The organism is Synechococcus sp. RSCCF101, assembly GCF_008807075.1.
GTDB lineage: Bacteria > Cyanobacteriota > Cyanobacteriia > PCC-6307 > Cyanobiaceae > RSCCF101.
The window spans coordinates 1598427-1621916 of record NZ_CP035632.1 but is presented as its reverse complement, the minus strand read 5'-3'; the positions used below and the strand labels follow the sequence as shown (position 1 = coordinate 1621916).

Annotated in this window: 20 protein-coding genes, 2 tRNA genes and 3 pseudogenes; 7 read left to right on the top strand and 18 right to left on the bottom strand. The window is 70.2% G+C overall.

The window, feature by feature from the left end:
• The first annotated feature begins 5 nt into the window (after positions 1–5).
• Both moeB and larE read left to right on the top strand, forming a co-directional pair.
• Positions 6–1193, top strand: coding sequence for a molybdopterin-synthase adenylyltransferase MoeB (moeB, locus tag EVJ50_RS07910; RefSeq protein ID WP_150883324.1), 1188 nt, complete (start codon positions 6–8; stop codon positions 1191–1193).
• Positions 1190–2080 carry an ATP-dependent sacrificial sulfur transferase LarE gene (gene larE, locus EVJ50_RS07905; RefSeq protein WP_150883322.1) on the top strand — a complete coding sequence of 297 codons (891 nt, stop codon included), beginning with the start codon at positions 1190–1192 and terminating at the stop codon, positions 2078–2080. The genes moeB and larE overlap by 4 nt, the downstream gene beginning before the upstream one ends.
• Before the next feature lie 5 nt (positions 2081–2085).
• On the opposite strand, the gene speD is transcribed toward larE, so the two are convergent.
• Positions 2086–2580 (bottom strand): adenosylmethionine decarboxylase, encoded by a 495-nt coding sequence (gene speD / locus EVJ50_RS07900; RefSeq protein ID WP_150883320.1) that lies wholly within the window; start codon positions 2578–2580, stop codon positions 2086–2088.
• Between the two features lie 36 nt (positions 2581–2616).
• Positions 2617–3756 carry a DNA replication/repair protein RecF gene (recF, locus tag EVJ50_RS07895; RefSeq protein WP_370455638.1) on the bottom strand — a complete coding sequence of 380 codons (1140 nt, stop codon included), beginning with the start codon at positions 3754–3756 and terminating at the stop codon, positions 2617–2619.
• 122 nt (positions 3757–3878) lie between these two features.
• Here recF and EVJ50_RS07890 point away from each other — a divergent pair.
• A tRNA-Arg gene (locus tag EVJ50_RS07890) sits at positions 3879–3952 on the top strand.
• A gap of 14 nt (positions 3953–3966) precedes the next feature.
• Here EVJ50_RS07890 and EVJ50_RS07885 read toward each other — a convergent pair.
• The 8 genes and pseudogenes from EVJ50_RS07885 to EVJ50_RS07850 form a co-directional block, all read right to left on the bottom strand.
• Entirely contained in the window at positions 3967–4434 is a 468-nt protein-coding gene (locus tag EVJ50_RS07885) for an N-acetyltransferase (protein ID WP_150883316.1), read from the bottom strand.
• 10 nt (positions 4435–4444) lie between these two features.
• Positions 4445–7425: pseudogene (gene ppc, locus EVJ50_RS07880) on the bottom strand (phosphoenolpyruvate carboxylase).
• A 32-nt stretch (positions 7426–7457) separates the two neighbouring features.
• Positions 7458–8615 (bottom strand): glutamate--cysteine ligase, encoded by a 1158-nt coding sequence (gene gshA, locus EVJ50_RS07875; protein WP_150883314.1) that lies wholly within the window; start codon positions 8613–8615, stop codon positions 7458–7460.
• Entirely contained in the window at positions 8612–10171 is a 1560-nt protein-coding gene (locus tag EVJ50_RS07870) for an anthranilate synthase component I family protein (RefSeq protein ID WP_150883312.1), read from the bottom strand. Before EVJ50_RS07870 ends, gshA begins: the two co-directional genes overlap by 4 nt.
• A 63-nt stretch (positions 10172–10234) precedes the next feature.
• Positions 10235–10666, bottom strand: coding sequence for a photosystem I reaction center subunit II PsaD (locus EVJ50_RS07865; protein WP_150883309.1), 432 nt, complete (start codon positions 10664–10666; stop codon positions 10235–10237).
• A 139-nt stretch (positions 10667–10805) separates the two neighbouring features.
• A complete protein-coding gene (locus tag EVJ50_RS07860; protein WP_150883307.1) occupies positions 10806–12191 on the bottom strand; it encodes a histidine kinase dimerization/phospho-acceptor domain-containing protein in 1386 nt (461 codons plus the stop codon).
• Positions 12188–13474: a rod shape-determining protein RodA gene (rodA, locus tag EVJ50_RS07855; RefSeq protein ID WP_150883305.1), complete on the bottom strand. Its 1287-nt coding sequence runs from the start codon at positions 13472–13474 to the stop codon at positions 12188–12190. The genes EVJ50_RS07860 and rodA overlap by 4 nt, the downstream gene beginning before the upstream one ends.
• 22 nt (positions 13475–13496) lie before the next feature.
• Positions 13497–14606 carry an Mrp/NBP35 family ATP-binding protein gene (locus EVJ50_RS07850; RefSeq protein WP_150883303.1) on the bottom strand — a complete coding sequence of 370 codons (1110 nt, stop codon included), beginning with the start codon at positions 14604–14606 and terminating at the stop codon, positions 13497–13499.
• A 95-nt stretch (positions 14607–14701) separates the two neighbouring features.
• Between EVJ50_RS07850 and hemF the strand changes: the two genes are divergently transcribed.
• Positions 14702–15739, top strand: coding sequence for an oxygen-dependent coproporphyrinogen oxidase (gene hemF, locus EVJ50_RS07845; RefSeq protein ID WP_150884944.1), 1038 nt, complete (start codon positions 14702–14704; stop codon positions 15737–15739).
• Here the strand turns inward: hemF and EVJ50_RS07840 are convergent.
• Positions 15666–16511 (bottom strand): hypothetical protein, encoded by an 846-nt coding sequence (locus tag EVJ50_RS07840; protein WP_150883301.1) that lies wholly within the window; start codon positions 16509–16511, stop codon positions 15666–15668. The two genes, hemF and EVJ50_RS07840, sit on opposite strands and share 74 nt — an antisense overlap.
• A gap of 13 nt (positions 16512–16524) precedes the next feature.
• A pseudogene (locus EVJ50_RS07835) lies at positions 16525–17078 on the bottom strand (cofactor assembly of complex C subunit B).
• Positions 17079–17182: 104 nt separating this feature from the next.
• Here EVJ50_RS07835 and EVJ50_RS07830 point away from each other — a divergent pair.
• Positions 17183–17824, top strand: a complete 642-nt coding sequence (locus tag EVJ50_RS07830; protein WP_150883299.1) for a ribonuclease D — start codon at positions 17183–17185, stop codon at positions 17822–17824.
• Between the two features lie 31 nt (positions 17825–17855).
• Here the strand turns inward: EVJ50_RS07830 and EVJ50_RS07825 are convergent, their stop codons facing one another.
• Both EVJ50_RS07825 and EVJ50_RS07820 read right to left on the bottom strand, forming a co-directional pair.
• A complete protein-coding gene (locus EVJ50_RS07825) occupies positions 17856–18110 on the bottom strand; it encodes a hypothetical protein (RefSeq protein WP_150883297.1) in 255 nt (84 codons plus the stop codon).
• 16 nt (positions 18111–18126) lie between these two features.
• Positions 18127–19431 carry a lipid-A-disaccharide synthase-related protein gene (locus EVJ50_RS07820; protein WP_150883295.1) on the bottom strand — a complete coding sequence of 435 codons (1305 nt, stop codon included), beginning with the start codon at positions 19429–19431 and terminating at the stop codon, positions 18127–18129.
• Between the two features lie 47 nt (positions 19432–19478).
• On the opposite strand from EVJ50_RS07820, the gene EVJ50_RS07815 reads away from it, so the two are divergent.
• Positions 19479–19549, top strand: a tRNA-Cys gene (locus tag EVJ50_RS07815).
• A gap of 15 nt (positions 19550–19564) precedes the next feature.
• On the opposite strand, the gene EVJ50_RS07810 is transcribed toward EVJ50_RS07815, so the two are convergent.
• Positions 19565–20056, bottom strand: a complete 492-nt coding sequence (locus tag EVJ50_RS07810) for a hypothetical protein (protein WP_150883293.1) — start codon at positions 20054–20056, stop codon at positions 19565–19567.
• Between the two features lie 19 nt (positions 20057–20075).
• Positions 20076–20267 (bottom strand): hypothetical protein, encoded by a 192-nt coding sequence (locus EVJ50_RS07805; RefSeq protein ID WP_150883291.1) that lies wholly within the window; start codon positions 20265–20267, stop codon positions 20076–20078.
• Positions 20268–20311: 44 nt separating this feature from the next.
• On the opposite strand from EVJ50_RS07805, the gene EVJ50_RS07800 reads away from it, so the two are divergent.
• Positions 20312–21304 carry an aldo/keto reductase gene (locus EVJ50_RS07800; RefSeq protein ID WP_150884943.1) on the top strand — a complete coding sequence of 331 codons (993 nt, stop codon included), beginning with the start codon at positions 20312–20314 and terminating at the stop codon, positions 21302–21304.
• Here the strand turns inward: EVJ50_RS07800 and EVJ50_RS07795 are convergent.
• Both EVJ50_RS07795 and purM read right to left on the bottom strand, forming a co-directional pair.
• Positions 21292–21948, bottom strand: a complete 657-nt coding sequence (locus tag EVJ50_RS07795) for a histidine phosphotransferase (protein WP_150883289.1) — start codon at positions 21946–21948, stop codon at positions 21292–21294. The two genes, EVJ50_RS07800 and EVJ50_RS07795, sit on opposite strands and share 13 nt — an antisense overlap.
• Positions 21949–22113: 165 nt before the next feature.
• A pseudogene (gene purM, locus EVJ50_RS07790) lies at positions 22114–23144 on the bottom strand (phosphoribosylformylglycinamidine cyclo-ligase).
• Positions 23145–23490: the final 346 nt, after the last annotated feature.

The following is a 23490-nucleotide window of genomic DNA, read 5'->3' as shown; positions in this document are numbered from 1 at the left end:
CCGGCATGCTCCCCCCCGAGATCGGCAGCACGGCACTGGATGCAGAGGAGACCGGGCGCTACGCCCGCCACCTGAGCCTGCCCGAGCTGGGGGTGGTGGGGCAGCGGCGCCTGAAGGCCGCCTCCGTGCTCTGTGTGGGGGCCGGCGGGCTGGGCTCACCCCTGCTGCTCTACCTGGCGGCGGCGGGAATCGGTCGGATCGGTCTGATCGACTTCGACGTGGTCGATGCCAGCAACCTGCAGCGCCAGGTCATCCACAGCACCGCACGCATCGGTGAGGCCAAGGTTCACTCGGCCCGCGCCCGCATGCTCGAGCTCAACCCCCGCTGCGACGTGCAGGTGCACAGGGAGGCGCTCTCCAGCGCCAATGCCCTCGAGCGTCTGGCCTCCTACGACCTGGTCTGTGACGGCAGCGACAACTTCTCCACCCGCTACCTGGTCAACGACGCCTGCGCTCTGCTGGGGCTCGCCTGGGTCTATGGCGCGGTCTTCCGTTTCGAGGGCCAGGCCAGTGTCTTCAACCACCGGGGCGGGCCCGACTTCCGCGACCTGCTTCCCGAGCCGCCTCCCGCCGGTGCGGTTCCCTCCTGCGCCGAGGCGGGCGTGGTCGGGGTGCTGCCCGGCCTGATCGGAACCATCCAGGCCACCGAGGCCATCAAGCTCATCGCCGGCATCGGCACCAGCCTCAGCGGCCGCCTGCTGGTGCTCGATGCCCTCTCGATGCGGTTCCGTGAGCTGCGTCTGCAGCCCACGCCCGGCCGGGAGCCCATCCGTGAGCTGATCGACCACGCCCGCCCCTGCGCCGGGACGCCTGCGTCGTCACCGGAGGGTGGTGACGGCCACCCCGGCATCGATGTGGAGACCCTGCGGCGCCGACTGGAGAGCGCCACGCCAGCCGCCCCCATGCTGCTGCTCGATGTGCGCAGCGCCGAGGAGGTGGCGGCGGCCTCGCTGCCCGGTGCGCTCAACATCCCTCTGGCCGAGCTGGAGCGGGAGGCCAGCCTCTCGCAGCTGAAGCGGATGAGCGCTGCCGGCACGATCCACGTGGTCTGCAAGGCCGGCGGACGCAGCACCAGGGCCCTGGGGCTGCTGCGCCGCCATGGGATCGAGGGCATCAACGTGCTCGGGGGGATGGATGCCTGGCTGCAGCGGGGCTGGCCGGTGGAGTCCGCCGCACCCGGGGCCCGGTCATGACGGGACGCAGCGGCGGGCATCCCCTGGTGGAGCACCTCGAGGCGGCGGACCTGGAGTCGCTGCGGGCCCTGCGCGACTGGATGCTGAGCCACGACCGTCTCTGCATCGCCTACTCCGGTGGGGTCGACAGCACCCTGGTGGCCGCCATCGCCGCCGAGCAGCTGGGGGAGCGGGCCCTGGCTGTTACGGGTGTGTCGCCGGCTCTCGCGGAGGGACTCCGCCGGCAGGCGGGCCAGCAGGCGGGCTGGCTCGGCATCCGCCACCGGGAGGTGGGCACCCAGGAGTGGCGTGATCCGGCCTACAGCAGCAATCCCTCCCACCGCTGTTATGCCTGCAAGAGCGAGCTGCACCGGGTTCTCGCCGCCATCGCCGGGCAGGCCGGCCCCGGAGCGCAGGTGGTGGATGGCGTCAATGCCGACGACCTCGGGGAGCATCGCCCAGGGATCGCCGCCGCGCGCGAGCATGGCGTGAGATCGCCTCTGGCGGAACTGACGATCCGCAAGGCCTCGGTGCGCGCCATCTCGCGCGCCCTGGGCTTCCCCTGGTGGGACAAGCCCGCCCAGCCCTGTCTCGCGTCCCGTTTTCCCTACGGCGAGCCGATCAGCCCGGATGGCCTGGACCGGGTGGGGCGCGCGGAAGCGCTGCTGGAGGAGCGTGGCTTCCGCCGGCTGCGCGTGCGCTCTCAGGGGGACACCGCCCGGATCGAGCTCTCGCCCGGGGAACTGGCCCGGGCCCTGGAGCTGTGGTCCGACAGCCGTGAGCGAGCGGAGCTGGTGACCGCTCTGCGCGGCCTCGGGTTCACGGCTGTGAGCCTGGATCTCGAGGGGCTGGTGAGCGGCAAGCTGAATCGCTCGCTGCCCGGGCCCCCGGGCAGCGGCGGCTCCTGAGGTCCTCAGGCGGCCTGCAGCTGCGGGGCCAGAGGAGCCCGTTCGCTGCCGGCGACCGCGGCGGGTGCCTCCCTGAGGAAACTGCGCAGGGAGTAGCGGCCGGCCAGCAGCGCCTCGCGCAGGTGGGCGCAGGCCAGCTCCGGCATGGTGTGGTCACCGCAGGTGAACACGTCCACGGCGGCGTAACCCGACTCGGGCCAGGTGTGAATCGAGACGTGGGATTCGGCCAGCAGCGCCAGGCCGGTCACCCCCTGGGGTTCGAACCGATGCGTGACGAGCCGGAGCAGGGTGGCTCCGGCCTCGCTGGCCGCCCGGGTCAGGCTGCCGGCGATGAAGGATTCGTCGTTGAGCCGGACCGATGAACAGTCGTAGAGCTCGAGGATGCAGTGTTTGCCCACCAACGCGCCGGTGGGGCTGGAGAGAGGGGGCCCGGACTCGGGGCTCGGATCATCCACGCTCCATCCCGGGTGGGGATGCAGGCAGCTGAGTGTCTGCTTCATGGATTGCAATAAGGGCGCACGATCTTAAACCGCCCTTCACACCACATCGGCCACGCCCATCGGCCTCAGTCCGCCCTGCTCCACCTGCACCAGCTGGGACTGCCGCCGCCACTGCGGATCGAACCCCGCCAGGTGGGTGGCGCTGATCAGGCACTGATGGCCGTTCCCGGCCGTTTCCAGCAGCCAGCTCTGGCGTTGCAGATCCAGCTCCGCCAGCACGTCGTCGAGCACCAGAACGGGCGGTGCACCGCACACCGCTTCGATCAGTTCGAGCTCCGCCAGCTTGAGCGCCAGCACCAGTGTGCGCTGCTGACCGGCGGATCCATACCGCCGGGCCGAGCGGCCGGCCAGCAGAAAGCTGATCTCGTCGCGGTGGGGACCGGCCTGGGGGCTGCCGAGCCGCGACTCCAGGGAGCGCTGCCGTTTCAGCTGCTCCAGCAGCCGCTCCTCCCAGGAGTCCGGAGCCTCTCGGGGCGAAGGCTGCCCGGGCCCCTCCTCCTCCCGCTCGCTGCCGGCGTCCCCGCCGGTCCGGTAGTGCAGATCCAGGCTGCCGAGTGCGCCGCTCAGGCGCGCGTGCCACCGCTTCAGGCAGGGATCCAGGCGGCTGAGCGCCCGCTCCCGTCGCCGTCGGATCCGCCCGCCCACCATCGCCATCTGATGGTCGAGAGCGTCGAGCAGCGACTCCCGGTCCGCCGCCGGCATCGGCAGCTGCCACACCCGCCGGCGCTGGCGCAGCAGGCGCCGCTGGCGCTGCAGCAGATCGGCGTAGGCGGGCTCGAGCTGGAGCACCACGCCATCGACCCAGTGCCGGCGCCGACCCGGTTCGCCGCGGATCAGGTCGAGATCCATGGCGCTGAAGCTGACGCAGCGCAGATGGCCGAGCAGATCGCTCTGCCGGTTGAGAACGCGGTCGTTGCGCCTGACCTGGCGTCCGCCCCGCCGCCGCAGCACCAGCTCCAGGCGCTCGTCGGCGTCGGTGAGGCCGACCAGGCGCGCCCAGCGCTGACCGTGGCCGATGAGCTCGCCATCACTGCTGCAGCGATGGGAGCGAAGCGTGCCCATCAGTTCCACCGCTTCCAGCAGGTTGGACTTGCCGGCCCCGTTGGGACCCAGGAGGAGCAGCCGCGGTTCGTCAATCGTGAGGGAGACGTGCCCGTAGTTGCGGAAGCTCTGCAGGTCCAGGCGGAGCAGGCGGATGGGCTTCCGGCGGCGCTTGGGTAAGGTAACGCTGGCCCACTGGGGCCACTGGATGCATCGGCTTCAGCGTTCCACGCGAGCGTTGTCCGCTGATGACCCCAGGGCATGTAGCTCAGTTGGATAGAGCATCAGATTCCGGTTCTGAGGGTCGGGGGTTCGAGTCCCTCCATGCTCGTCATCAGACGCCGATCAGTTCCGTGCGGGATCGCGGAGCTGAAGGCCCATGGCCCGGATCCCGCCGGGATCCACCACGAAGCCGAGGGACCGCAGCGTCTCCAGTGCCTCGGGTGGCGCCGAGAGCGAGATGCTGCAGCCGGCCCGCTCGCGGCGCATGTGGGTCAGGGCCCGGTGCAGCAGCACTGCCATCAGGTCCCGCCGTCCGGAAAGGCTCGGCTCAACGGCCAGATTCCAGAGATTGGCGTTGAGGGCCCGGTCGCTGGTGGCCCGCACATAGCCCGCGAGGTGCTCCTGCTCATCACGGATCGACAACCACCAGTCGCTGGCCGCCATGGCCCTCGCCAGCCGCTCTCCGGCTCGGTCCGGGTCGCCGCAGGCCACCAGCAGCGCGTTGAGCTCCGCCGGCTCCGGCGGCGTCTCCCCCTCGAGCCGGAAGGGTGCGGGCAGGGCGGGGGGCGGCGCGAGGACGCGGAAGATCATCCGGCGTGTCTCATCCCGTGTTGCGCATTCCGGCGGCGATGCCGTTGATGGTCAGCAGGGCGCCCCGCAGCAGTTCGCTGCGGCTGTAGGTGCGGCTGTCGCGGCCGGGCTGTTCGGTCTCGCTCATGGGTGGCTGACGGTTCTGCTCCCGCAGCCTGCGCAGCAGTGCGGCCTGCAGGAAACCGAGGGGAACGATGGTGCGGTTGCGCACGTCCACCGAGGCCTGCAGCGCCGGGTCGGCGTCCAGAAGTCTCTCCTGACCGGTGATGTCGAGCACAAGAGAGCGGGTCAGGCCGTACTCGTGCGCGATCCGGGTGAAGATCGCCTGGAAGGCCTGCCGGTGGCTGGGGCGCCCCAGGCTCTCCACGTAGTGACGGGAGAGGTCGAGATCCACCTTGGAGAGCGTCATCTCCACCTTGGAGATCAGCATCCGGAAGAAGGGCCAGCGCTGATGCAGGCGCCGGAGCTGGGCGAGAGCCTCCGGATCGCTCTCCAGCTCCTCCTGCAGGGCCGAGCCCACTCCATACCAGCTGGGCAGGAGGAAGCGGCTCTGGGTCCAGCCGAACACCCAGGGAATGGCCCGCAGGCCCGACAGGTCGCGGGTGCCGGTGCGGCGGCGGGCGGGCCGCGAGGAGATCTGCAGCTTGCTGATCTCCTCGATCGGCGTGACCTGCTGGAAGAAGTCGACCAGATCGGGGTTCTCGTGCACCAGCTGGCGGTAGTGGTGGCGCGAGCGTCCGGCCAGACGCCGCATCAGTTCGTTCCAGGCCGGTGTGTCGTCCAGGTGAGTGGAGACCAGGCTGTTCTGGATCACCGCGGTGGTGACCGTCTCCAGGTTGTAGAGGGCCAGCTCGGGGAGGGAATACTTCGAGGCCAGCACCTCCCCCTGCTCGGTGATCTTGATGCGGCCCTCCAGCGTGCCGCTGGGCTGGGCCAGGATCGCCTGGTAGGCCGGCCCGCCGCCGCGACCCACCGACCCCCCCCGGCCGTGGAAGATGCGCAGGGCGATGCCGTGCTCCTCCGCCAGCCGCTCGAGTGCGATCTGGGCCTGGTGGATCTCCCAGTTGCTCGAGAGGAAGCCGGAATCCTTGTTGCTGTCGGAGTAGCCGAGCATCACCTCCTGCAGGGGCGGGCCGGCCGGCGTGCCGCTCTGCAGCAGCTCCAGGTAGGTGGGCTCGGAGAACAGCCGCCCCATGATCGCCGGCGCCTTCTGCAGGTCCTCCACCGTCTCGAACAGGGGCACCACCAGCAGCGCCGCCCGACTGTTGGTGGGGTCCACCAGTCCCGCCTCCTTGGCCAGCAGCAGCACCTCCAGCAGGTCGGAGACCGAGTGACTCATGGAGATCACGTAGGTGCGGCAGATGCGTGAGCCGAACTCGTGCTGCAGCCGCTGCAGCATCCGGAACACGGCCACGGTCTCCTGCGTTGCCGCTGACCAGGTGACGGCGGGGGGATCAGGGGGCGCAGGGTGGAGAGCTCGTTGAGCAGCCAGCTCACGCGGCTGTCCTCGTCCATCTCCTCGTAGGGGACCGGCAGACGCAGGTAGCGGGTCAGCTCATCGAGGGCGCTGCTGTGGCGGGTGCTCTCCTGGCGGATGTCCAGGCTGGCCAGGCTGAAGGAGAAGATGCTGACCTGGGATATCAGGGTGTCCAGGGCGTCGCAACCCAGGCCGGTGCTCTTGAGGCTCTCGCGGATCAGCTCCAGATCGGCCCGGAAGTCATCCACCGAGGCGTAGTGCCATTCGGCCGGCGGGCCGCTGAGGCTCTGACCATCGTTCGCGGGCGGCTCGCAGGGGGATTCCCAGCCGGCATCGGCCAGGAGCTGGTTGCGTTCCCGGGTGCGGCGCAGCCGTTCCAGGGTGTAGCTGAGCTTCAGCCGGTAGGGCTCCAGGCGGTAGCGGGCGGCACGCTCCTCGTACACGTCCGGGAAGCGGATCCGGTCCATCTCCAGGGACTCGAGCAGGGGTGCGCTCACCTGGCTCCACTGCATCGACACGCTGAGCTGTTCGCGCAGCTCCTGCACCGAATGGATGTAGCGGTCCAGCATCAGCTGCCGCTGGAAGCAGGCGGTGCGCCAGGTGATCGGCGGGGTGACCGAGGGATTCCCGTCGCGGTCGGCCCCGACCCAGGAGCCGAAGGTGCAGAACGCCGCCCGGGGTGGCCGCACATCCGGATAGCTGCTGCCCAGGGCGGCCTGAAGTCGGCGGCTCAGCTGCGGCATGGCCTCGAAGAGCACGTCCTGGAAGTAGTGCAGGGCGTAATCGACCTCATCGAGAACGGAGGGCTTGAACTGGTGCAGTTCGTCGGTGCGCCACCAGAGGCGGATCTCCTCCTCCAGCTGCAGCTGCAGGGCGCGGGGGTCACCCATGGGCTGGGGATGCTGCAGGCGCTGGATCAGGGAGGCGACGCGGCGCTGCTTGTGGCGCACCGTGTGGCGGACGATCTCGGTCGGGTGGGCTGTGAACACGAGCCGGATGTCGAGCACCTCCAGCAGGCGCTCCAGCCGCGCGGGCGGCAGGTTGAGCCGCCTCAGCCGGCTGAACAGCTGGCCGAAGGTGGCGGGGTCGGTCTGGGTGGCCAGCGGCGGCGCGAACGGGTCGACCGGTGCCGGCATCTCCGGCTCGCCCATGCTGGCCAGGTAGCCCTCCTCCTCGATGTGCTGCTCGATGATGTTGATCAGCTGGAAGTAGAGCGAGAAGGCGCGGGCCGCGGCGATGGCCTCGGAGAGATCCATCTCCCCGATCACCGACACCATGCGCGTGCTGGCATCGTGCGCGGCCGCGTCCTCTCCGGCGGCGACGGGTCCGCTGAGGTCCTTGAGGGTGAGCAGCTGTTCAGCCAGGCCTGGCGAGCACTCGCTGAGCAGCACCGTCTTCCACAGCTCCTCGACGAGCTGGAGCCGTTTCTGCAGGCGGATCGGGGCCGATTCCACGGCGCGCTGCACTCCGAGGCCGTTGCCGGCTGCCGTGGTCAAGGTCCCGGACTGCGGCATGGAAGCGCCCGACGTCGTCGTGATCTCCATGATCATCCCAAAGGCACGGAAGGAGTGCCGGGCAGGCCCATCGCCAGGGTGGCGTCGCGCTGGTCCAGCCAGCGGATCTCGCGCTGCAGCACAGAGGCGATGCTCTCACCCCCGTTCACGGCCTGCAGCCAGCGCATGGCGGCGTTCCCGCGCTGCAGCAGAGGCTCCAGTGGGGCCAGGGTCCCCTCCAGTCCCAGCTCGGCGGCCAGCGGAGCCAGCTGAGCGAGGAGCTGAGCGATCCACTCGCGGGCTCTGATGCTCCTGCCGTCCTGCCAGTGCACCAGCTGGGCGTCGAGGCTGTCGGCGGCGGCCCGGCTGTCGTTTGTGTCGGCCAGTTGGGCCAGTTCCTCCGGTGTGAACCGGCTGGCCCGCAGCGGGTCGTGCGCATCGCCCTGCTCGAGCAGGGTCAGGAGGCGCAGTTCCAGCAGGGCCGTGATCGCCAGCAGCAGATCCGGTTCGGCCACCAGGTCGCAGATGCGCAGCTCGAGCCGATTCAGGTCGTAGGGCCGTCGCTCACCGTTCGGCCGGACCGAGGTCCAGAGATGGCGCTCGTTGCGCATGGCCCCGCTGGCGAGCATCGACTCGAGCCAGCGCACGTAGTGGGCGTGATCGAGGAACAGGGGCACCTGTTCGGGGGTGAGCGGGAACTGGAGCCAGCGCTGGGAGTGGGCGCCGGTGCTGCGGCCGTCGAGGAAGGGAGAGCTGGCGCTGAGCGCCAGAAACAGGGCCGCCTCGCAGCGGAGCAGCCGGCAGCAGGCGAACAGCGGCTCCATCGCCGTGATGCCCAGGTTGATGTGGACGCTGGCGGTCACAACGCGCGTGCCGTAGGTCGCCTCGATGAAGGCGTGGTACGGGTTGCCGGGGTTGGAGCGTACGAAGCGGCTGCTGTCGCCCAGGCTGAGGGTGCTGCCCGGGAGAACGGTGAGCTCACGCTCGCTCAGCCAGCGCCTGAGGGCCAGCCGCGGTTCCAGCAGCCAGCGGAGCTGGCGCCGGTAATCGGCGTCCGGAGGGGTGATGTACTCGAGATTGCGCTGATCCGGCTCGGTGGCGAACCCGTTCAGAGCCCGTGCCGCATCGGCGGACACGCCCACGACGGTGCCATCCGCCCGCCCGGTGAAGAGCTCGACCTCGAACCCCTTGAGCAGAAATGATGGGCTCATGGCGTCGGGGTGGTCTCCGGGGTGCCGGCGCGCTCGCCGCCGGCGGGGGAGGCCAGGCAGGCCAGCGATGTGAGCAGGGCCCGCGCCTTGTTGAGGGTCTCCTCGTACTCTGCATCGGGCCTGGAATCCGCCACCAGCCCGGCGCCCGCCTGAACCTGCACGCGCCAGGTCCCGGGGGCGTCACGCTGAACCACCATCGTGCGGATCGTGATCGCGGTGTTGATGGCGCCGGCCAGATCCACCGAGCCGTAGACCCCCGAATAGGGACCACGGGCCTCGGGCTCCAGGGCGTGAATGAGCTGCATCGCCCGGATCTTGGGTGCCCCGCTCACGGTGCCGGCGGGGAAGGAGGCCATGAGCAGGTCCCAGATGTCGAGGCCATCGGCGAGCCATCCCTCCACCTCGCTCACGATGTGCATCACGTGGGAGTAGCGCTCGATCACCATCAGGTCCTGCACCCGCACGCTGCCGGGGCGGCAGACCCGGCCCAGGTCGTTGCGCCCCAGATCCACCAGCATCACGTGCTCGGCGCGTTCCTTCGGGTCCGCGAGCAGATCCTCCTCCAGGCGCTCGTCCTCCTCGGGGGAGGCGCCTCTCGGCCGGGTGCCGGCGATGGGGCGCAGGCTGGCCTTCACGCCTGCCGGGCCCGGCGCGGCCTTGACCATGACCTCGGGGCTCGATCCGATCAGGCACCAGGAGCCGAAATCGAAGAAGGCCATGTAGGGCGATGGATTCACCATCCGCAGGCTGCGGTAGAGGTCCAGCGGTTCGTGGCTGACGCTGGCGCTGAGCTTCTGGCTGAGCACCAGCTGGAACACATCGCCGGCTGCGATGTGAGCACGCGCCTGCTGCACCGCCGCCTCGAAATCCTCGCGGCTGCGGTTGACGCTGATGGCCGGCTGCCGCTGGGGCGTCTGGGACCAGGCCAGTGGCCGCACCGGCGGCAGGGGGGCCTGCATGGCCCGCTCCAGGGTGGCGATGCGCTCCAGTGCACCGCTGTAGGCCCGGTCGGGATCCTGCCCGTCGCTGACATCGGCGTAGGCCACCGCCGTGATCTGCCGCTTCACCTGATCGAAGATCAGCAGACTGTCGGCGAGCATCCAGCAGCCGTCGGGCGGGGCGGACCCGGGGCGATCGTGCACCGGAACCGTCGGTTCGATCCAGCGGATCAGCTCATAGCCCCAGAAGCCGAACAGCTGGCCCAGCGCCGGCAGGTCGGGCTGCGGTCCGGTGCGGTAGGCACCCAGGAGCTCGCGCAGCAGATCGAAGGGATTGCCCGTGAGGCGGCGGCGCCGTCCATCGCGCCAGCGCTGCTCCAGTCCATCGCCCCGGGCTTCGGCGATCCAGAGCGGATCCACCGCGACCGTGCTCCAGCGGCCGAGGGTCTCGCCCCCCTCCACCGACTCCAGCAGAACGCCGCAGCTGCCTTCGCGCCGCACCTTCAGCCAGGTGGTGAGCGGCGTCTCCAGATCCGCCGGCCAGCGGTGGGCGATCGGGATGAAGGTGTCCCCCGCCGTCAGCCTTTTGAGGAACAGCGCGCGGTCGGGGGAGCTCATCGGACGGCAGGCAAGACAAAGGGGCCCGTCGGCCCCACTCACCAGGCCCTCAGGGTCGCCGGGTCAGCTGTCGTAGGGGGTGCGACCGCTGAACTTGAGGCTGGACGGGTCGGCGTTGGCGCCGATGCGACGTGGATTGTGCCCGACGATGGGACGCCCCTCGTTCACCTTCTCGGGGAACACGCCATCCTTGGGGTGCAGATACTCGGTGTCGCCACCCGGGAAGATGCGGTAGATCTTGTAGTCCTCGATCCGGGGCTTGAACTTGGTCCTCAGCTGGGTGCCGAGGGCCAGGCACTGCTCCTTGCGGGCGAAGTACATGATGTTCTCGCCCTGGTTCATGATCGCCGCGCCGCCCGTGGGCAGCTCGAAGGTCTGGCTCGAGGAGCTGGTCCAGGTGATGGCGTACTTCTCCTCCGTCTCGGCGGAATTGAGGAGGCCACCGGTGCTGCCGATGAACTGGGGTAGTTGACCGCTCAGCGCCGTTGCTGTCATGGCTGTGCTTGCAGTGGGGACGGAAGGACCGGAAACCCTCGGGATCAGAACTCTGAACCAGCCGCTCGGGTGGGCCTGGCGGGAAGCTAGCACTGCGTTCTGGGCCCATCCGCACCGGCGTTGGCTCTCGTCACACCCGTCAACAAAGTCGATCGACGCTGGCCTCATCGGCCACAGGGAAGAACACCACCATGCTCTGACCGCTGCGTTCGGTGAGCCGGCCGCCGAGGTTGTGGAAGAGGCGCTGCGTCGCCTCCTGACTCAGGTGCAGACTGCCCGTTTCCGGGCTCCAGCTGAGCACCGGGCCCACCGTCGCGGCGCTCGCCTGGGAGGACTCCGCGGCACAGGCTCCACTCGGTCCCGGGCTCGGATCGCGAGCCGTGAGCTGCAGTTTGAGCCGGTCGCCGGCCGGGCTCAGTTCCAGCGTCACCAGCTGGCGGGCGCGCAGGCTGCGGCTGAATCGGTCCATCAGCCCTCCCAGGGTGGTCTCGAGCAGGCTGGCGTCGCTCAGCACCGGCGGCAGGTCGGGTGCCAGCAGGAGCTGGAATGTCAGGTCACGCCGCTGCAGCTGCTGGGCCCAGGCCGGACTGAGCTGCTGCAGCAGGCTGCTGAGGTCCGTGCGGGCCAGGGCGGCGGGACTGGGGGGCCTCCGTTCCAGCTCCGCGGCATGGAAGATCAGCCCGAACCGGTCGATCTGTTCGCTGCATTCGGCGTCGATCCGCTGGAGGCGCTCCCGCACCACCGCATCCAGACCGCTGCGGCGCAGCAGGGAGCGGATCAGGGTGCGGATCGTGGCCAGAGGTGTGCGCACCTCATGGGTCAGGGCCTCCAGCAGCTGAAGCTCCGCGGCCCTGGCCCGCGCCGCATCGCCGTCATCGGATGCGGGCGTCAGGACGGGCTGAAGCGTGACGCTCGGGGCCATGCCGGCCAGGCGAGCGCTGAGCCTGGGCCAGAACCCCGCCGCCAGCTCCGGGTCACTGCGCATGGCCCCCACGTCCCGCAGGGCCTCCCGCAGTCGCGTCGATTCCTCAGGGTCGTCCTCCTTGAGGCGCGAGTCCAGCAGGGTGAGGGCGGCCGAGAGGATTTCCGGATCACTGCGGATCACCAGCCCCCGGCGGCCCGGTTCGCCGTGCAGGGCCAGTCCCAGCTGGATCCGGCTGGTGAACAGCATCAGCACCGGATCCGTGCCGTCCTCGTCCCGCAGGGCCAGTCGCCTCAGACCGCCGCCGGTGGCGCCGGCCCCGCCGGGGAGCATCGGTTTCGCTCCGGGCCACTGGTCGCTGAGATCCGATGGGGTCCACACCCACCCCCGCAGCGCGGCCAGCAGCTCTGGTTCGTAGAGAGCCGGCAGGGGCGCCGCCAGCCAGACGCCGCTGTCCGGCGGACGGGGGATCAGATAGTCGTCCTGCAGGACACCGAGAGCCGCCCACCACTGGCGGCGGGCGCTGTCCTCATCGCCGGGGATCTCTTGCTTCCCCTCCGCCATCAGGTCCCGCAGACGGGCCAGGGTGGCCGGGCTGCTCACCGGAAGGAGGCGTGGTGGCGGCCGCGGCGGGCAACCGATCCGCACAGCCCCAGGGCGATGAAGTTGGCGAGCATGGCGGAGCGCCCGTAGCTCATCCATGGAAGCGGAATGCCGGTGACCGGTCCGAGACCGATGGTCATGAAGATGTTCACCACGACCTGGAACATCAGCATCGCTCCAACCCCCACCACCACCAGCGACTCGAAATCGGTGCGGGCATGTCCCGCGATCTGCAGGAGGCGCCACATGAGCAGAGCGAAGCCGAGAATCACAAGGACGCAGCCGATGAAGCCGGTTTCCTCGCCCAGGGCGCTGAAGATGAAGTCGGTGTGCTGCTCGGGGATGAACTGCAGCTTGGTCAGCTGGCCCTGCAGCAGCCCCATGCCCGTCAGGCCGCCGGAGCCGATGCCGACCTTGCTCTGGAGCAGGTGGTAGCCGCCGCCGAGAGGGTCCTGGGCGGGGTCGAGAAAGAGCACCAGCCGGTCGCGCTGATAGTCCTGCAGCACGTTCATCCAGAGCCAGGGGGTGAGCAGCGCCACGGCCCCCTGCACCAGCATCACCAGCACCGTCGCCAGCCGTTTCCAGGGCAGCGTCCGCCAGGCCAGCAGGCCGCAGAGAGGAATCCAGACCACCAGGCTCAGCGGCAGGAGGCCCGCCAGCAACGCGGCCGGCAGGGGGGAGAGCAGCAGCAGCACCCAGGCCAGCGGCATGCCCGACCAGAACAGCATCACCAGCAGCAGGGCCCCGAAGACCAGGGAGCTGCCCAGATCTGGTTGCAGGAACACCAGAAGCCACGGCAGCGCGATCACCCCTGCCGGTCGCCAGAGATCCACCGGGCGTTCGACGGGATGGCGGGCCAGCACCCCTGCCAGCAGCAGGATCACGGCCACCTTGGCGAATTCGGAGGGCTGCACGTGGAAGCCGCCGATGCTGATCCAGCGCTGGGCGCCGAGGGCCGTGGTGCCGGCCACCTTCACCGCGACGAGTCCGGCCAGGGTGACGGCGTAGACGGGCGCCAGCAGGAGCCTGAGCCGCTCCAGGGGCACCAGGGCCAGCAGCAGGGCGAGGATCAGCCCGACCCCGGCCGTCAGCCAGTGGTGGTACCAGTCGGCGTAATCGGCCTGCCGCTGGGTGCTGGCGATCAGGCCGCCAGCCACCAGGGTGATGGCGACCGGCACACCCCAGAGAATCCAGTCGATGCGGGCCAGCCGGCCACGGGAGCGCTGGCGCCGGCCCCCTCTGGAGATCAGGGCCCCGGGCGGCGACTGGGCGCGGGAGTACATCGTTCGGCGGCCGGCCCTGCCCTCAGACCGCCGCGGCGGCACGGCCGGCCAGGACGGTGCGGGCCAGATCGGCGAAGGCCCGTGCACTCGCCGAGTCCGGCTGGGCGATCACCACCGGCAGACCCCGGTCGCCGCCTTCCATCAGCGGCATCTCGATCGGCAGCTGCGCCAGCAGCGGTACGCCGGCTTCCGAGGCGAGCGTCGCCCCACCTCCGCTTCCGAAGATCGGGTAGCGACGATCGGGCAGATCGGGGGGGATGAAGCTGCTCATGTTCTCAACGACGCCGAGCACGTGCACCCCGAGCTGGCGGAACATGGCCAGCCCGCGGCGGGCATCCTGAAGAGACACCTGCTGCGGAGTGGTCACGATCACCACGCCGGCCATCGGTACGGCCTGGGCCAGGGTGAGCTGGGCATCGCCCGTGCCGGGCGGCAGGTCCACAACGAGCACGTCGCGCTGGCCCCAGTTCACCTGATAGAGGAACTGGCGGATGATGCCGTTGAGCATCGGCCCCCTCCAGATCACCGGCTGGTGGTCATCGATCAGCAGACCCATGGAGACCATCCCGATGCCGCAGCACTCGATGGGTTCGAGAATCTGGGCATCGCCGCCACTCACCTCGGGCGTCCGGTCCGCCACCCCGAGCATCGTGGGAGCGTTGGGACCGTAGATGTCGGCATCGAGCAGGCCGACGCGCTTGCCCTGAAGCGCCAGGGCGCAGGCCAGGTTCACGGCCACCGTGCTCTTGCCCACGCCGCCCTTGCCGCTGCTGACGGCGATGATCGTGCCCACGCCCTCGATCGGTTGTCGGGCCGGGACCCCGGCCGGGCCGCCGGAGGGCCCATGACCGGCCTGGCCGATCGGTGCGGCGGCTGGCGGGTCGCCGAGCTCGATCTGAACCGAGTCGATGCCATCGAGAGCGGTGAGCCGGGCGCGGGTCTCACCGGCGAGGCGGTCGCGCTGGCTGGCGGCGTAGCCGGGCAGGGAGAGACGGACCACGGCCCGCGGCGGGGTCACTCGCAGCTGCTGCAGCCAGCCCAGCTCGACAGCGCTGCGGCCGCTTCCGGCGTCGGTGATCGCCTGGAGGGCGTTCTGGGCGCGCTGGACGAGGGATTCACCGGACTCCGTCAAGCCGACCACAGATTCACAGAGCCGATCCTAGGGGCCTTGTGAAAGGCCGTGATGGGCTGGAATGCTGATCCATATCCGTGAGGCCCTCCGTATCCATGGCCGGAACCCTGCCTGCCCCGCCAGCCGACTCCCGCGGGCGTGCGCGCGACCTGCTGATGGGCCTGCAGGACCGGATCTGCGCCGGGCTGGCTGAGGCCGACGGTGAGGGCCGCTTCCAGGAGGACAGCTGGGAGCGGCCGGAAGGCGGTGGAGGCCGGTCCCGGGTGATCCGCGACGGTGCCGTGTTCGAACAGGGCGGTGTGAACTTCTCGGAAGTGGAGGGTGACTCGCTTCCCCCATCGATCCTCAACCAGAGGCCGGAGGCGAAGGGCCAGCGCTGGTTCGCGATCGGCACCTCGATGGTGCTCCACCCCCGCAGCCCCTACATCCCCACCGTTCACCTCAACTACCGCTATTTCCAGGCCGGGCCGGTCTGGTGGTTCGGCGGCGGCGCCGACCTCACCCCCTACTACCCCTATCTGGAGGACGCGCGCCACTTTCACGCCACGTTGAAGGGCGCCTGTGATTCCGTTGACGAGCGCTACTACCCGGTCTTCAAGCGCTGGTGTGACGAGTACTTCTTCCTCCGTCACCGGGGCGAGACCCGCGGCGTCGGCGGCCTCTTCTACGACTATCAGGACGCCAGCGGCACGCTGTACAAGGGCAACGATCCGGAGGGACCCGCAGCGGTCCTGGCCGCGGCAACAGGCGCCGTTCCCCAGGACTGGGAGAGCCTCATGCGCCTGGCCCGCGCCTGCGGCGAGGCCTTCCTGCCCAGCTACCTCCCGATCGTGGAGCGCCGGCGTGAACAGCCCTACGGCGAGCGGGAGCGTCAGTTCCAGCTCTACCGGCGTGGACGCTATGTGGAGTTCAACCTCGTCTTCGACCGCGGCACGATCTTCGGACTCCAGACCAAGGGGCGCACCGAATCCATCCTGATGTCGCTGCCGCCGCTGGTGCGCTGGGAATACGGCTATCAGCCCGCGCAGGGCAGCCGTGAGGCCCTGCTCACCGATGTGTTCACACGCCCGCAGGACTGGCTGACGGACGAGGGTCTTGAGGCGCTCTGCGAGCCGCGGGGCGCTGTGAGCTGAGTTCCCCGGGCGCCGGGGCCAGCGGGTCGTGACCGCTCACCAGGCTGCCGCGCATGCTCGTCACCACCCGCAGGGCGATGGCATCGATCGTGGACTCCCGTGTGCGGGGATCGCGCAGCCGGCGCTCAAGATCACCCTCCAGCTTGCCCACCTCCAGCAGCGAGATGCCGCGCCTGGGTCCCCCGAGGCCACCGCGGAAGCGCAGCGGGAAGGGTCCGAAGCTCGCCGCCAGGCCCTCATCCAGTCGGTTCGGGCCGGGGCTGAGCCTGGGGATCAGGCCGGAGCCGTAGCCATCGGGGCCGTAGGCATCGAAGTGCACCTCGAGGGCGTATCCGCCACGGCGCACATGGCGACGACCCACCGACCAGTTGGTGCGTGGATCGTCGGCGTTGTCGATGCGTAGGAGCGGCGGTTGGTAGTAGCGGATGTTGAGCCCCTGCTGCCGGCCCATCTGCACGACCCGGATCGCCACGAGCCGGTTCCAGAACAGCTCGTCGCGCATGCGGGGATCCATGGGGGCCTGCCCGAGGAGATCCACCGCCTCGCCGCTGGTGCCCGAACCCGCGATGCCCTGGGAATCGGCATGGCCGGCCAGGATCAGGATCGGGATGCCGAGGCCAGGCTGCTGCCTCCCGATCCAGTCCTTGGTCAGGGCGCTGCGCGGGCCGGTGATCGGGTCGCTCAGGGGCGGACGGGGTGCCATGGCCACGGCCGGGCGCCAGAGAGACACGCTGCAGGCTGCAGCCAGGACCAGGAAGGAGGCTCGGTTCATCGGCAGGCGGTGTTCAGATCGGTGAGCTGAGCAGGGAGCCGTCGCTGGCCAGATCCAGGCGGGCACCCAGCTGCTGCTCGATCGCGATCAGTTCATCGCGATGGGCCCGAAGGCGCAGCTGGCAGGGAACAGACTCACCGCTGCTCATCAGACGGATCTCCAGGGCTTCACTTCTGCTCGCCCGCTTCCGGTAGATCAGGCCGGCCAGCGGACCGGCGGCGATCAGCAGCAGAGGCCACCAGCCGAGCGATGGCAGCAGTTGGCGCAGGACCAGGCCGAGGCAGCCGGCCCCGAGCCCGCCGAGAAGGGAGAGGAGCACCGCCAGGGGGGCGGAGGCGGCCACCTGCCCTTCGAAACGCAGCACACGACGCTCCGGGTCCCCCCCTGGGTCCGCCAGCCCCGCTCCCTGAGCCAGTCGGAGACCCCGGTCAGCACCTCGAGGGCCGGCCGGGAGGATTCCACGTCGATCACCGTGGTGCGGTCCTTGCTGGCGGCGCGCAGAAAGAACACCAGCCCGATGGCCAGCAGGAGGGTCAGCAGCAGGGTGGAGGACAGTCCGGCGCTCATGCTTCCGCGATCCGGCGGGCTTGGAACAATGGCGCCATCCTGACGCATCCGTTCCGGCGGGAGGTCTGCGGTCGCTGAGGATGGGCAGCCAACGCGCATCGTCCATGGCCTCACCCTCCGAACCGGCTGCCTTCCAGGTCTTCGACGGCGACCTGGACGCGGCCTGGACCGAGCGGTACCGCGCGTCGGGCGCCCTCGGGGTGGACACCGAGACCATGGGCTTGGTGCATGGGCGCGACCGTCTCTGCCTGGTGCAGCTCTGCGATCGCGAGGACGGGGTGGCCTGCGTGCGGATCGCCCGCGGCCAGGACTCGGCACCGAATCTGCAGGCCCTGCTGGAGGACGCCGCGGTGGAGAAGGTGTTTCACTTCGCCCGTTTCGATGTGGCCGCTCTGGCTTGCGGGCTGGGCATCCGCGTGCAGCCCATCTTCTGCACCAAGGTGGCCAGCCGCCTGGTCCGCACCTACACCCCCAGGCACGGCCTCAAGGACCTGGTGAACGAGCTCACCGGCGTTGAGCTGGACAAGCAGGCCCAGAGCAGCGACTGGGGGCGTGTGGATGAACTGAGCGACAGCCAGCTGGCCTATGCGGCCAATGATGCCCGCTATCTGCTGAGCGCTCGGGACCAGCTGGAGCAGATGCTGCGGCGTGAGGAGCGTCTCGAGCTGGCCCGCCGCTGCTTCGCTGTGGTCCCTCTGATGGCGGATCTCGACATCCAGCGCTTCACCCAGGTGTTCGAGCACTGAGGCGACGGTCCGGGAGGAGGCCCCGGGCGCCCTAGTCGTCCTCCACGATGAAGCCGCCCCCGTCCTCGTCCGTGTTGAGCAGGGCGTCGAGCAGGGGGGCCCGCGGCGCGGCGCCCCGCTCCACCTCCAGCATCTCGAGGGCCATCGCCAGCCGGGCGGGTCTGTCCCGCTGGCCTGCGGCGGCGGCCGCCTGGTCCACCCGGCGGCGCGCCGAGGCCAGGCTCACCCCGAGCAGCCGGGCCAGTTCGCCGCAGGCGATCACGAAGGCTTGTTCCTCCTTGGCCATGCAGCTCACAGGCGGTTCAGGACCCATTCATCATCGGTGCCGGCGGTTGGATCAGTCGCTCCTCCAGCAGAGCGGCGAATCGGGCGCTGCCGCCGGGTCGGCCCATGCGCCGCCGGCCGATCAGCGCCAGCTGCCGGCGTCTGTGCGGCTGGTCCAGCAGGGTCTCCATCCGCTCCTTCAGCTCGGTGCTGCTGCTGCAGCAGGCCACCGCTCCTCCCAGCAGACGGCTCTGCCGGCGGGCGAAAGCGGCGGTGAACTGGGGGCCCGCCCCGGGCAGGGAGAGGGCGGGGATGCCCAGGCCCACCAGCTGCTCGGTAGCGGTCCCCGCGGTGGCCAGGCCCAGCTCCCCCCGCCCGGCCCATGCCGAGAATCGGCCCCGGCCGATGTGCAGCCGGATCCGGCCGCGCCGCCAGCTGGCGTCCGCACCCCGGTAGGCCGCCTCCGCCCCGTTGATCCTCCGGAAATCTGCGGCCTCCAGTAGCGGGGCGAGCTCCGCTGCCGCTGGCCGGCTGCCCGTCGGCAGCAGCACCTCCCACAAGGGCCCATCACGCCGTCGGGGCAGGCCGTCGATCAGGCGCGCCGCATTGCCGAGGGCTTCGGGGAGGCGGCTGCCGGGCAGCAGCACGATCGTGCGCATCGCCGCATCGACCGGTTCGCCCTGGAGATCCGCCGTGCCCGCGTCGGCCTGCAGGCCATCCATCATCGGGTTGCCCGGTGCCAGGGCCGGCACGCCGTGACGCCGCAGGCCCCTGGCGGTGAGGCCATCGCGCACCGCAACGAGCCGGCAGCGGCCATGGGCCATCAGCGTCCATTCCCAGGGGTCCCACTCACTCCCCTTGCAGCGGTGGTAGGCATCGGCCATCAGTGCCCGCCCCGGCCCGCTGCGCCAGGTGTAATCGCTCTTCGGCGTGCCGAGGAAGGCATAGGGAGCACCGCTGCTCCAGGCCAGGGCCAGGGGCAGCAGGTCACCCACAGCGAGGATGGGAACGCCGCGTCGGCCCAGGCTCCGGACCCGCCGCCACTGACGGCCCGTGAGCTGCAGCACCCCGGCCGCCAGGTCCCTGAGCAGGCCGTTCAGGCTCTGATTGCTGAACCCGCCGCTGGGCAGGGGCCGGGTGAGATCGCTGCAGTGCAGCCAGGAGGCCAGCGCCGGATCCCGGAAGGCCTCGCCCCGGCCCACCAGAGGCAGCACCTCCACCTGCAGCTCGGGGCGGAGCTGATGCAGGGCCCGGAGCAGGCGCAGGGCGATCTGGTCCTCGCCATGCCCGTTGCTCAGGGTCAGCAGCTGGGGGGGCCGGTCGTGGCTGATACGATCTCCCATCAGGGCTGCACCCCCTGAGGAACGGCTGTTCCCATCTGCGGTGTCCCGGCGGCATGGCCAAGTGGTAAGGCAGAGGATTGCAAATCCTTTATCCCCAGTTCGAATCTGGGTGCCGCCTTCGTCTCAGCATCCCTCAGAACTCGGCAGACCCCTGCCACAGGTCCCCGAGAAAGGTGGTGGACTCGCACCGTGCCTGACCGCCGGACAGAGTGCACTGTCCGGTTGCGGGCCATCCCGATGGCAGGGAGAGCGGGATGCCCCGCTCATCGAAACGGCCATGGCTGAGGCTGCTGACCACCGCCAGGTGATCCCGATCGTCCGGCCGGCATTGGCCACCTGAGCAGTTCAGAGCCGCTGTGGCATCGGGCAGGCGGCCGACGAATGTCATCTGGTGGCTGATCCCTTCGGCGTCGGAGCCCGTGATGAAGCGGATGCTGATCTGGCCCGGCAGCTGCTGGTGCAGCTGCACAGCGGAGCAATCCAGTGGGCCATCTCCCAGCGGCGCGGCGCTGATGCTGCAGCGCTGCGGCGTCGTTCGCCAGCGTCCGAACGGGAAGGTCGGTTCTGCGGAGGCGGGCGTCACCGGAGCCAGCAGCAGGACGGCCAGCACCAGAGATGCACGCACGGGTCGCTGCCGGCCGGGCTCAGTCGTCGGCGTCAGCCACACAGATGCCGCGGCAGCGGATGCCGTTGCTCGCCGTGCGCAGGCAATGGGGGCAGAGCACCCGGTCAGTCGAGCCGGGGTCGGTTCCCGGTGCCGTGTCCAGTGGAGCCGTGGCCGGCGGAGCCGGCGCCGCCGCTGTCGCCACCGCGATCGAAGGGAGTTGTGCCGCCATCGTTGGATCATGGCGTGATGCAGCCGGTGCCCGTGATCGACGCCATGCCCGCCGCCTCCGTGCCGCCCACCGGGCTCGCATCGACCATCGGCGTGGGCACCTGGGCCTGGGGAAACCAACTGCTCTGGGGCTACCGGGCCGATCAGGATGACCCCGTGCTCGGGGCCACCTTCGATCGCGCGGTCGCCGCCGGACTGCGGCTGTTCGACACGGCGGATTCCTACGGGACCGGACGCCTGCAGGGCCGCAGTGAAGAGCTGCTGGGCCGCTTCTCGGACCGCTGTTCCCCCGGGACCGCCTCCGAGCTGGTGCTGGCCACCAAGCTGGCCCCGTTCCCCTGGCGCTGGGGTCGGCAGGGGTTGAGGCGTGCCTTCGAGGCCTCCCGCCGGCGGCTCCGGGGCCGCCTGAGACGGGTGCAGCTGCACTGGAGCACCGCCCGCTACGCCCCGTGGCAGGAGGGGCCCCTGGTGGACGGGCTGGCGGACCTGGTCCTGGCGGGCGATGTGGAGGAACTGGGGCTGTCCAACCTCGGTCCGCAGCGGCTGCTGGCCCTTCACGGCCGCCTCGCACGGCGGGGTGTGGCGATCCGCAGCCTTCAGGTGCAGGGCTCCCTGCTCTGCCCCGAACCTCTGCTGGCCGGAGGCCTGGCGGATCGCTGCCGCGATCTGGGCGTGGATCTGCTCGTCTACAGCCCTCTGGCCCTTGGACTCCTCACGCAGGTGCCGGGTCATCCGGCGGCCGTGCCCCAGGGGCTGAGGGGGCTGCTGCAGCGACGCCTCCTGCCCCGAATCCAGCCTCTGCTGAGCCTGATGGGCGAAATCGCCGGGCATCACGGTGTCAGCCCGGCCCAGGTGGCGATCAACTGGTGCCGTCACCACGGTGCGGTGCCGCTGGTGGGCATGCGCCGCCCATCCCACGTGGACGAGGCGGTGGACGCCCTCGGATGGAGCCTGTCGCCCCAGGAGGTCGATCGGCTCACCGCTGTGAGCGTGAGCCTGCCGGTGCGCATGCCCGCCAACCCGTTTCAGAGCAACTGAGGGCTCGCGGACGGGGCCGGCGACGCGTCGCTCTCCTCCGGATACGGGCTCAGCACCACGGGAAGCCGGGCATCCGCGGCCCCCTGAATCATCTCCTCCGGTTCCGCAGGGGTGGCCGCCGTCTCCTCACCGCCGGCCTCTGCCTCCTCATCGCAGGCCTGCAGGGCCTCCTGCAGCAGCGAGTCGAAGGTGGCTCCCGGCAGCCGGTGGCGGGCGATCTCCAGAAAGGCCCGGGCGAGGGATTCCCCGGCCGCAGCCTTCAGAGCAGGGTTGCTGCGCCGCTGGTCCTGTTCCTCCCGCACCGCGCGGATGAAGCGCTCGGTGACATCGCGCTTGGTGGAGGCCCGGATCATGGTCTCCTGCTCCAGGGTGCTCAGGGTTCCCTGGCGCTGAAAGTCGGACAGCTTCTGCTCAAGGCTCTGCAGCATCTCGGCCGCTTCCTTGCCGACGTTGGCCAGCTGGCCGTCGGAGAGGCGTGGCAGATCCGCCACGAACACCTTGCCGTGATCCCTCAGGGTCAGGAACGTGGGTCGTGCGCGGGGGCGATTCGACAGCGGTTCCCGGCTCCGCAGTGGGCGCCTGGGGGGGAGCGGCCCGGCCGAACTGCGCCGACGCGTGGTGCGATGGCTGCGTTCGAAGCCCATGGAAACCTCCTTCGGTACGGATGCCGCGTCAGAGCGGCCGGATGTTGGATCGCGCGTCAGGCGGGCCGCGGCTGTCCTGGCATGAACAACCCGGACCTGGATGCCCAGTGGCGGGACTGTAGGGCGGATGCCCGGGTGGATGCTTCGGGATCCCTGCGGGGCCCCTCAGAGCGGCAGGCCGGTAATGACGGCGTCTCCAGCAGCGGCTTCCTCGACCACACCCATGTCCCAGGCGCGATGTCCCTCCTGAGTGCACACGTTCAGAGCCCGCTCCGCCTCGGTCGCCGGCACCACCAGGCAGAAGCCCACACCCAGGTTGAACGTGTTCCAGAGATCCGCTTCGGGGACCGCGCCCCTGTCCTGCAGCCAGTCGAACAGGGCCGGTCGTCTCCAGGTCGCCGTGTCGATGTGCGCCCGCAGTCCGTCCGGCAGGGCTCTCGGCAGATTTTCGGGCAGTCCGCCGCCGGTGATGTGGGCCATCCCATGCAGGGACACGCTCTGCATCAGTGCCGCCACGAGACTCACGTAGAGCTGGGTGGGCTCCAGCAGCATGCTGATCAGGCTGGTGTCCTGGCCCGTCAGTGGGGAGGAGAGATCCGCCTGGCAGGCCTCCAGGATGCGCCGCACCAGGCTGAAGCCGTTGCTGTGCACACCGCTGCTGGCCACGGCCAGGATGCGGTCGCCGGGCCGGATGCGGCTGCCGTCCACCCGGTCCTCCTCCTCCACAACCGCCACGCAGAACCCCGCCAGGTCGTAGCGGCCGGCCGGATAGAAGCCGGGCATCTCCGCGGTCTCCCCCCCAGCAGCGCACAGCCGCACTGGCGGCAGCCGTCGGCGATGCCCTCCACCACTTCGGCCATGGCCGCCGGAGTGAGCCGGCCGGTGGCGATGTAATCGAGGAAGAACAGCGGTGCGGCACCGCTGGTCACCACGTCATTGGCGCACATCGCCACCAGATCGATGCCGACGCCGTGGTGGCCGCCATGGTCCTGAGCCAGTTCCAGCTTGGTGCCCACACCATCGGTGCCGGCCACCAGCAGAGGCCGCCGCAGCCCCCCGGGCAGGCGGATCAGCCCCCCGAAACCGCCCAGTTCGCCGAGCACCTCGGGCCTGCGGGTGCTGTTGACGCTGTCGCGGATGCGGGTGACGAACTGCCGGCCGGCCTCAACGTCGACACCGGCGGATCGGTAATCCATGGCTGGGCGCTCCTGGGCGATGGACGGGTTGCCGTGGGCCTCAGCTAAGCCGATCACCCCGCGGAAGCGCGGTGCGATCGAGGCATCGTCCACCTGTTGATCAGTGGCGCTGATCACGCTGATCACCTGTGCTGATGCTGGATCGCCTGGTTCCGCGCGGCGTGCCGGGCCGGGCTGTGCCCCTCAGTCGCCAGCAGCACTGGTGTCATCGCCCTGTGGCGCGGCCCGCTCCGGGCTCCGGGCGGGCGTCCCGCCCTCCCCGGCCTGCACTGAACAGGGGGGTGACGGCTTCGGTCACCACCGATACCTTTTGCAACGTTTCATCCCCAGGGACATCGCCACCTCG

Bases quoted from the DNA above. Each gene is read 5' to 3' on its own strand.
- moeB (WP_150883324.1), top strand. From the start codon at position 6: ATGCTCCCCCCCGAGATCGGCAGCACGGCACTGGATGCAGAGGAGACC.
- larE (WP_150883322.1), top strand. From the start codon at position 1,190: ATGACGGGACGCAGCGGCGGGCATCCCCTGGTGGAGCACCTCGAGGCG.
- speD (WP_150883320.1), bottom strand. From the start codon at position 2,580: ATGAAGCAGACACTCAGCTGCCTGCATCCCCACCCGGGATGGAGCGTG.
- EVJ50_RS07885 (WP_150883316.1), bottom strand. From the start codon at position 4,434: ATGATCTTCCGCGTCCTCGCGCCGCCCCCCGCCCTGCCCGCACCCTTC.
- gshA (WP_150883314.1), bottom strand. From the start codon at position 8,615: ATGAGCCCATCATTTCTGCTCAAGGGGTTCGAGGTCGAGCTCTTCACC.
- EVJ50_RS07870 (WP_150883312.1), bottom strand. From the start codon at position 10,171: ATGAGCTCCCCCGACCGCGCGCTGTTCCTCAAAAGGCTGACGGCGGGG.
- EVJ50_RS07865 (WP_150883309.1), bottom strand. From the start codon at position 10,666: ATGACAGCAACGGCGCTGAGCGGTCAACTACCCCAGTTCATCGGCAGC.
- rodA (WP_150883305.1), bottom strand. From the start codon at position 13,474: ATGTACTCCCGCGCCCAGTCGCCGCCCGGGGCCCTGATCTCCAGAGGG.
- hemF (WP_150884944.1), top strand. From the start codon at position 14,702: ATGGCCGGAACCCTGCCTGCCCCGCCAGCCGACTCCCGCGGGCGTGCG.
- EVJ50_RS07840 (WP_150883301.1), bottom strand. From the start codon at position 16,511: ATGAACCGAGCCTCCTTCCTGGTCCTGGCTGCAGCCTGCAGCGTGTCT.
- EVJ50_RS07830 (WP_150883299.1), top strand. From the start codon at position 17,183: ATGGCCTCACCCTCCGAACCGGCTGCCTTCCAGGTCTTCGACGGCGAC.
- EVJ50_RS07825 (WP_150883297.1), bottom strand. From the start codon at position 18,110: ATGGCCAAGGAGGAACAAGCCTTCGTGATCGCCTGCGGCGAACTGGCC.
- EVJ50_RS07820 (WP_150883295.1), bottom strand. From the start codon at position 19,431: ATGGGAGATCGTATCAGCCACGACCGGCCCCCCCAGCTGCTGACCCTG.
- EVJ50_RS07805 (WP_150883291.1), bottom strand. From the start codon at position 20,267: ATGGCGGCACAACTCCCTTCGATCGCGGTGGCGACAGCGGCGGCGCCG.
- EVJ50_RS07800 (WP_150884943.1), top strand. From the start codon at position 20,312: ATGCCCGCCGCCTCCGTGCCGCCCACCGGGCTCGCATCGACCATCGGC.
- EVJ50_RS07795 (WP_150883289.1), bottom strand. From the start codon at position 21,948: ATGGGCTTCGAACGCAGCCATCGCACCACGCGTCGGCGCAGTTCGGCC.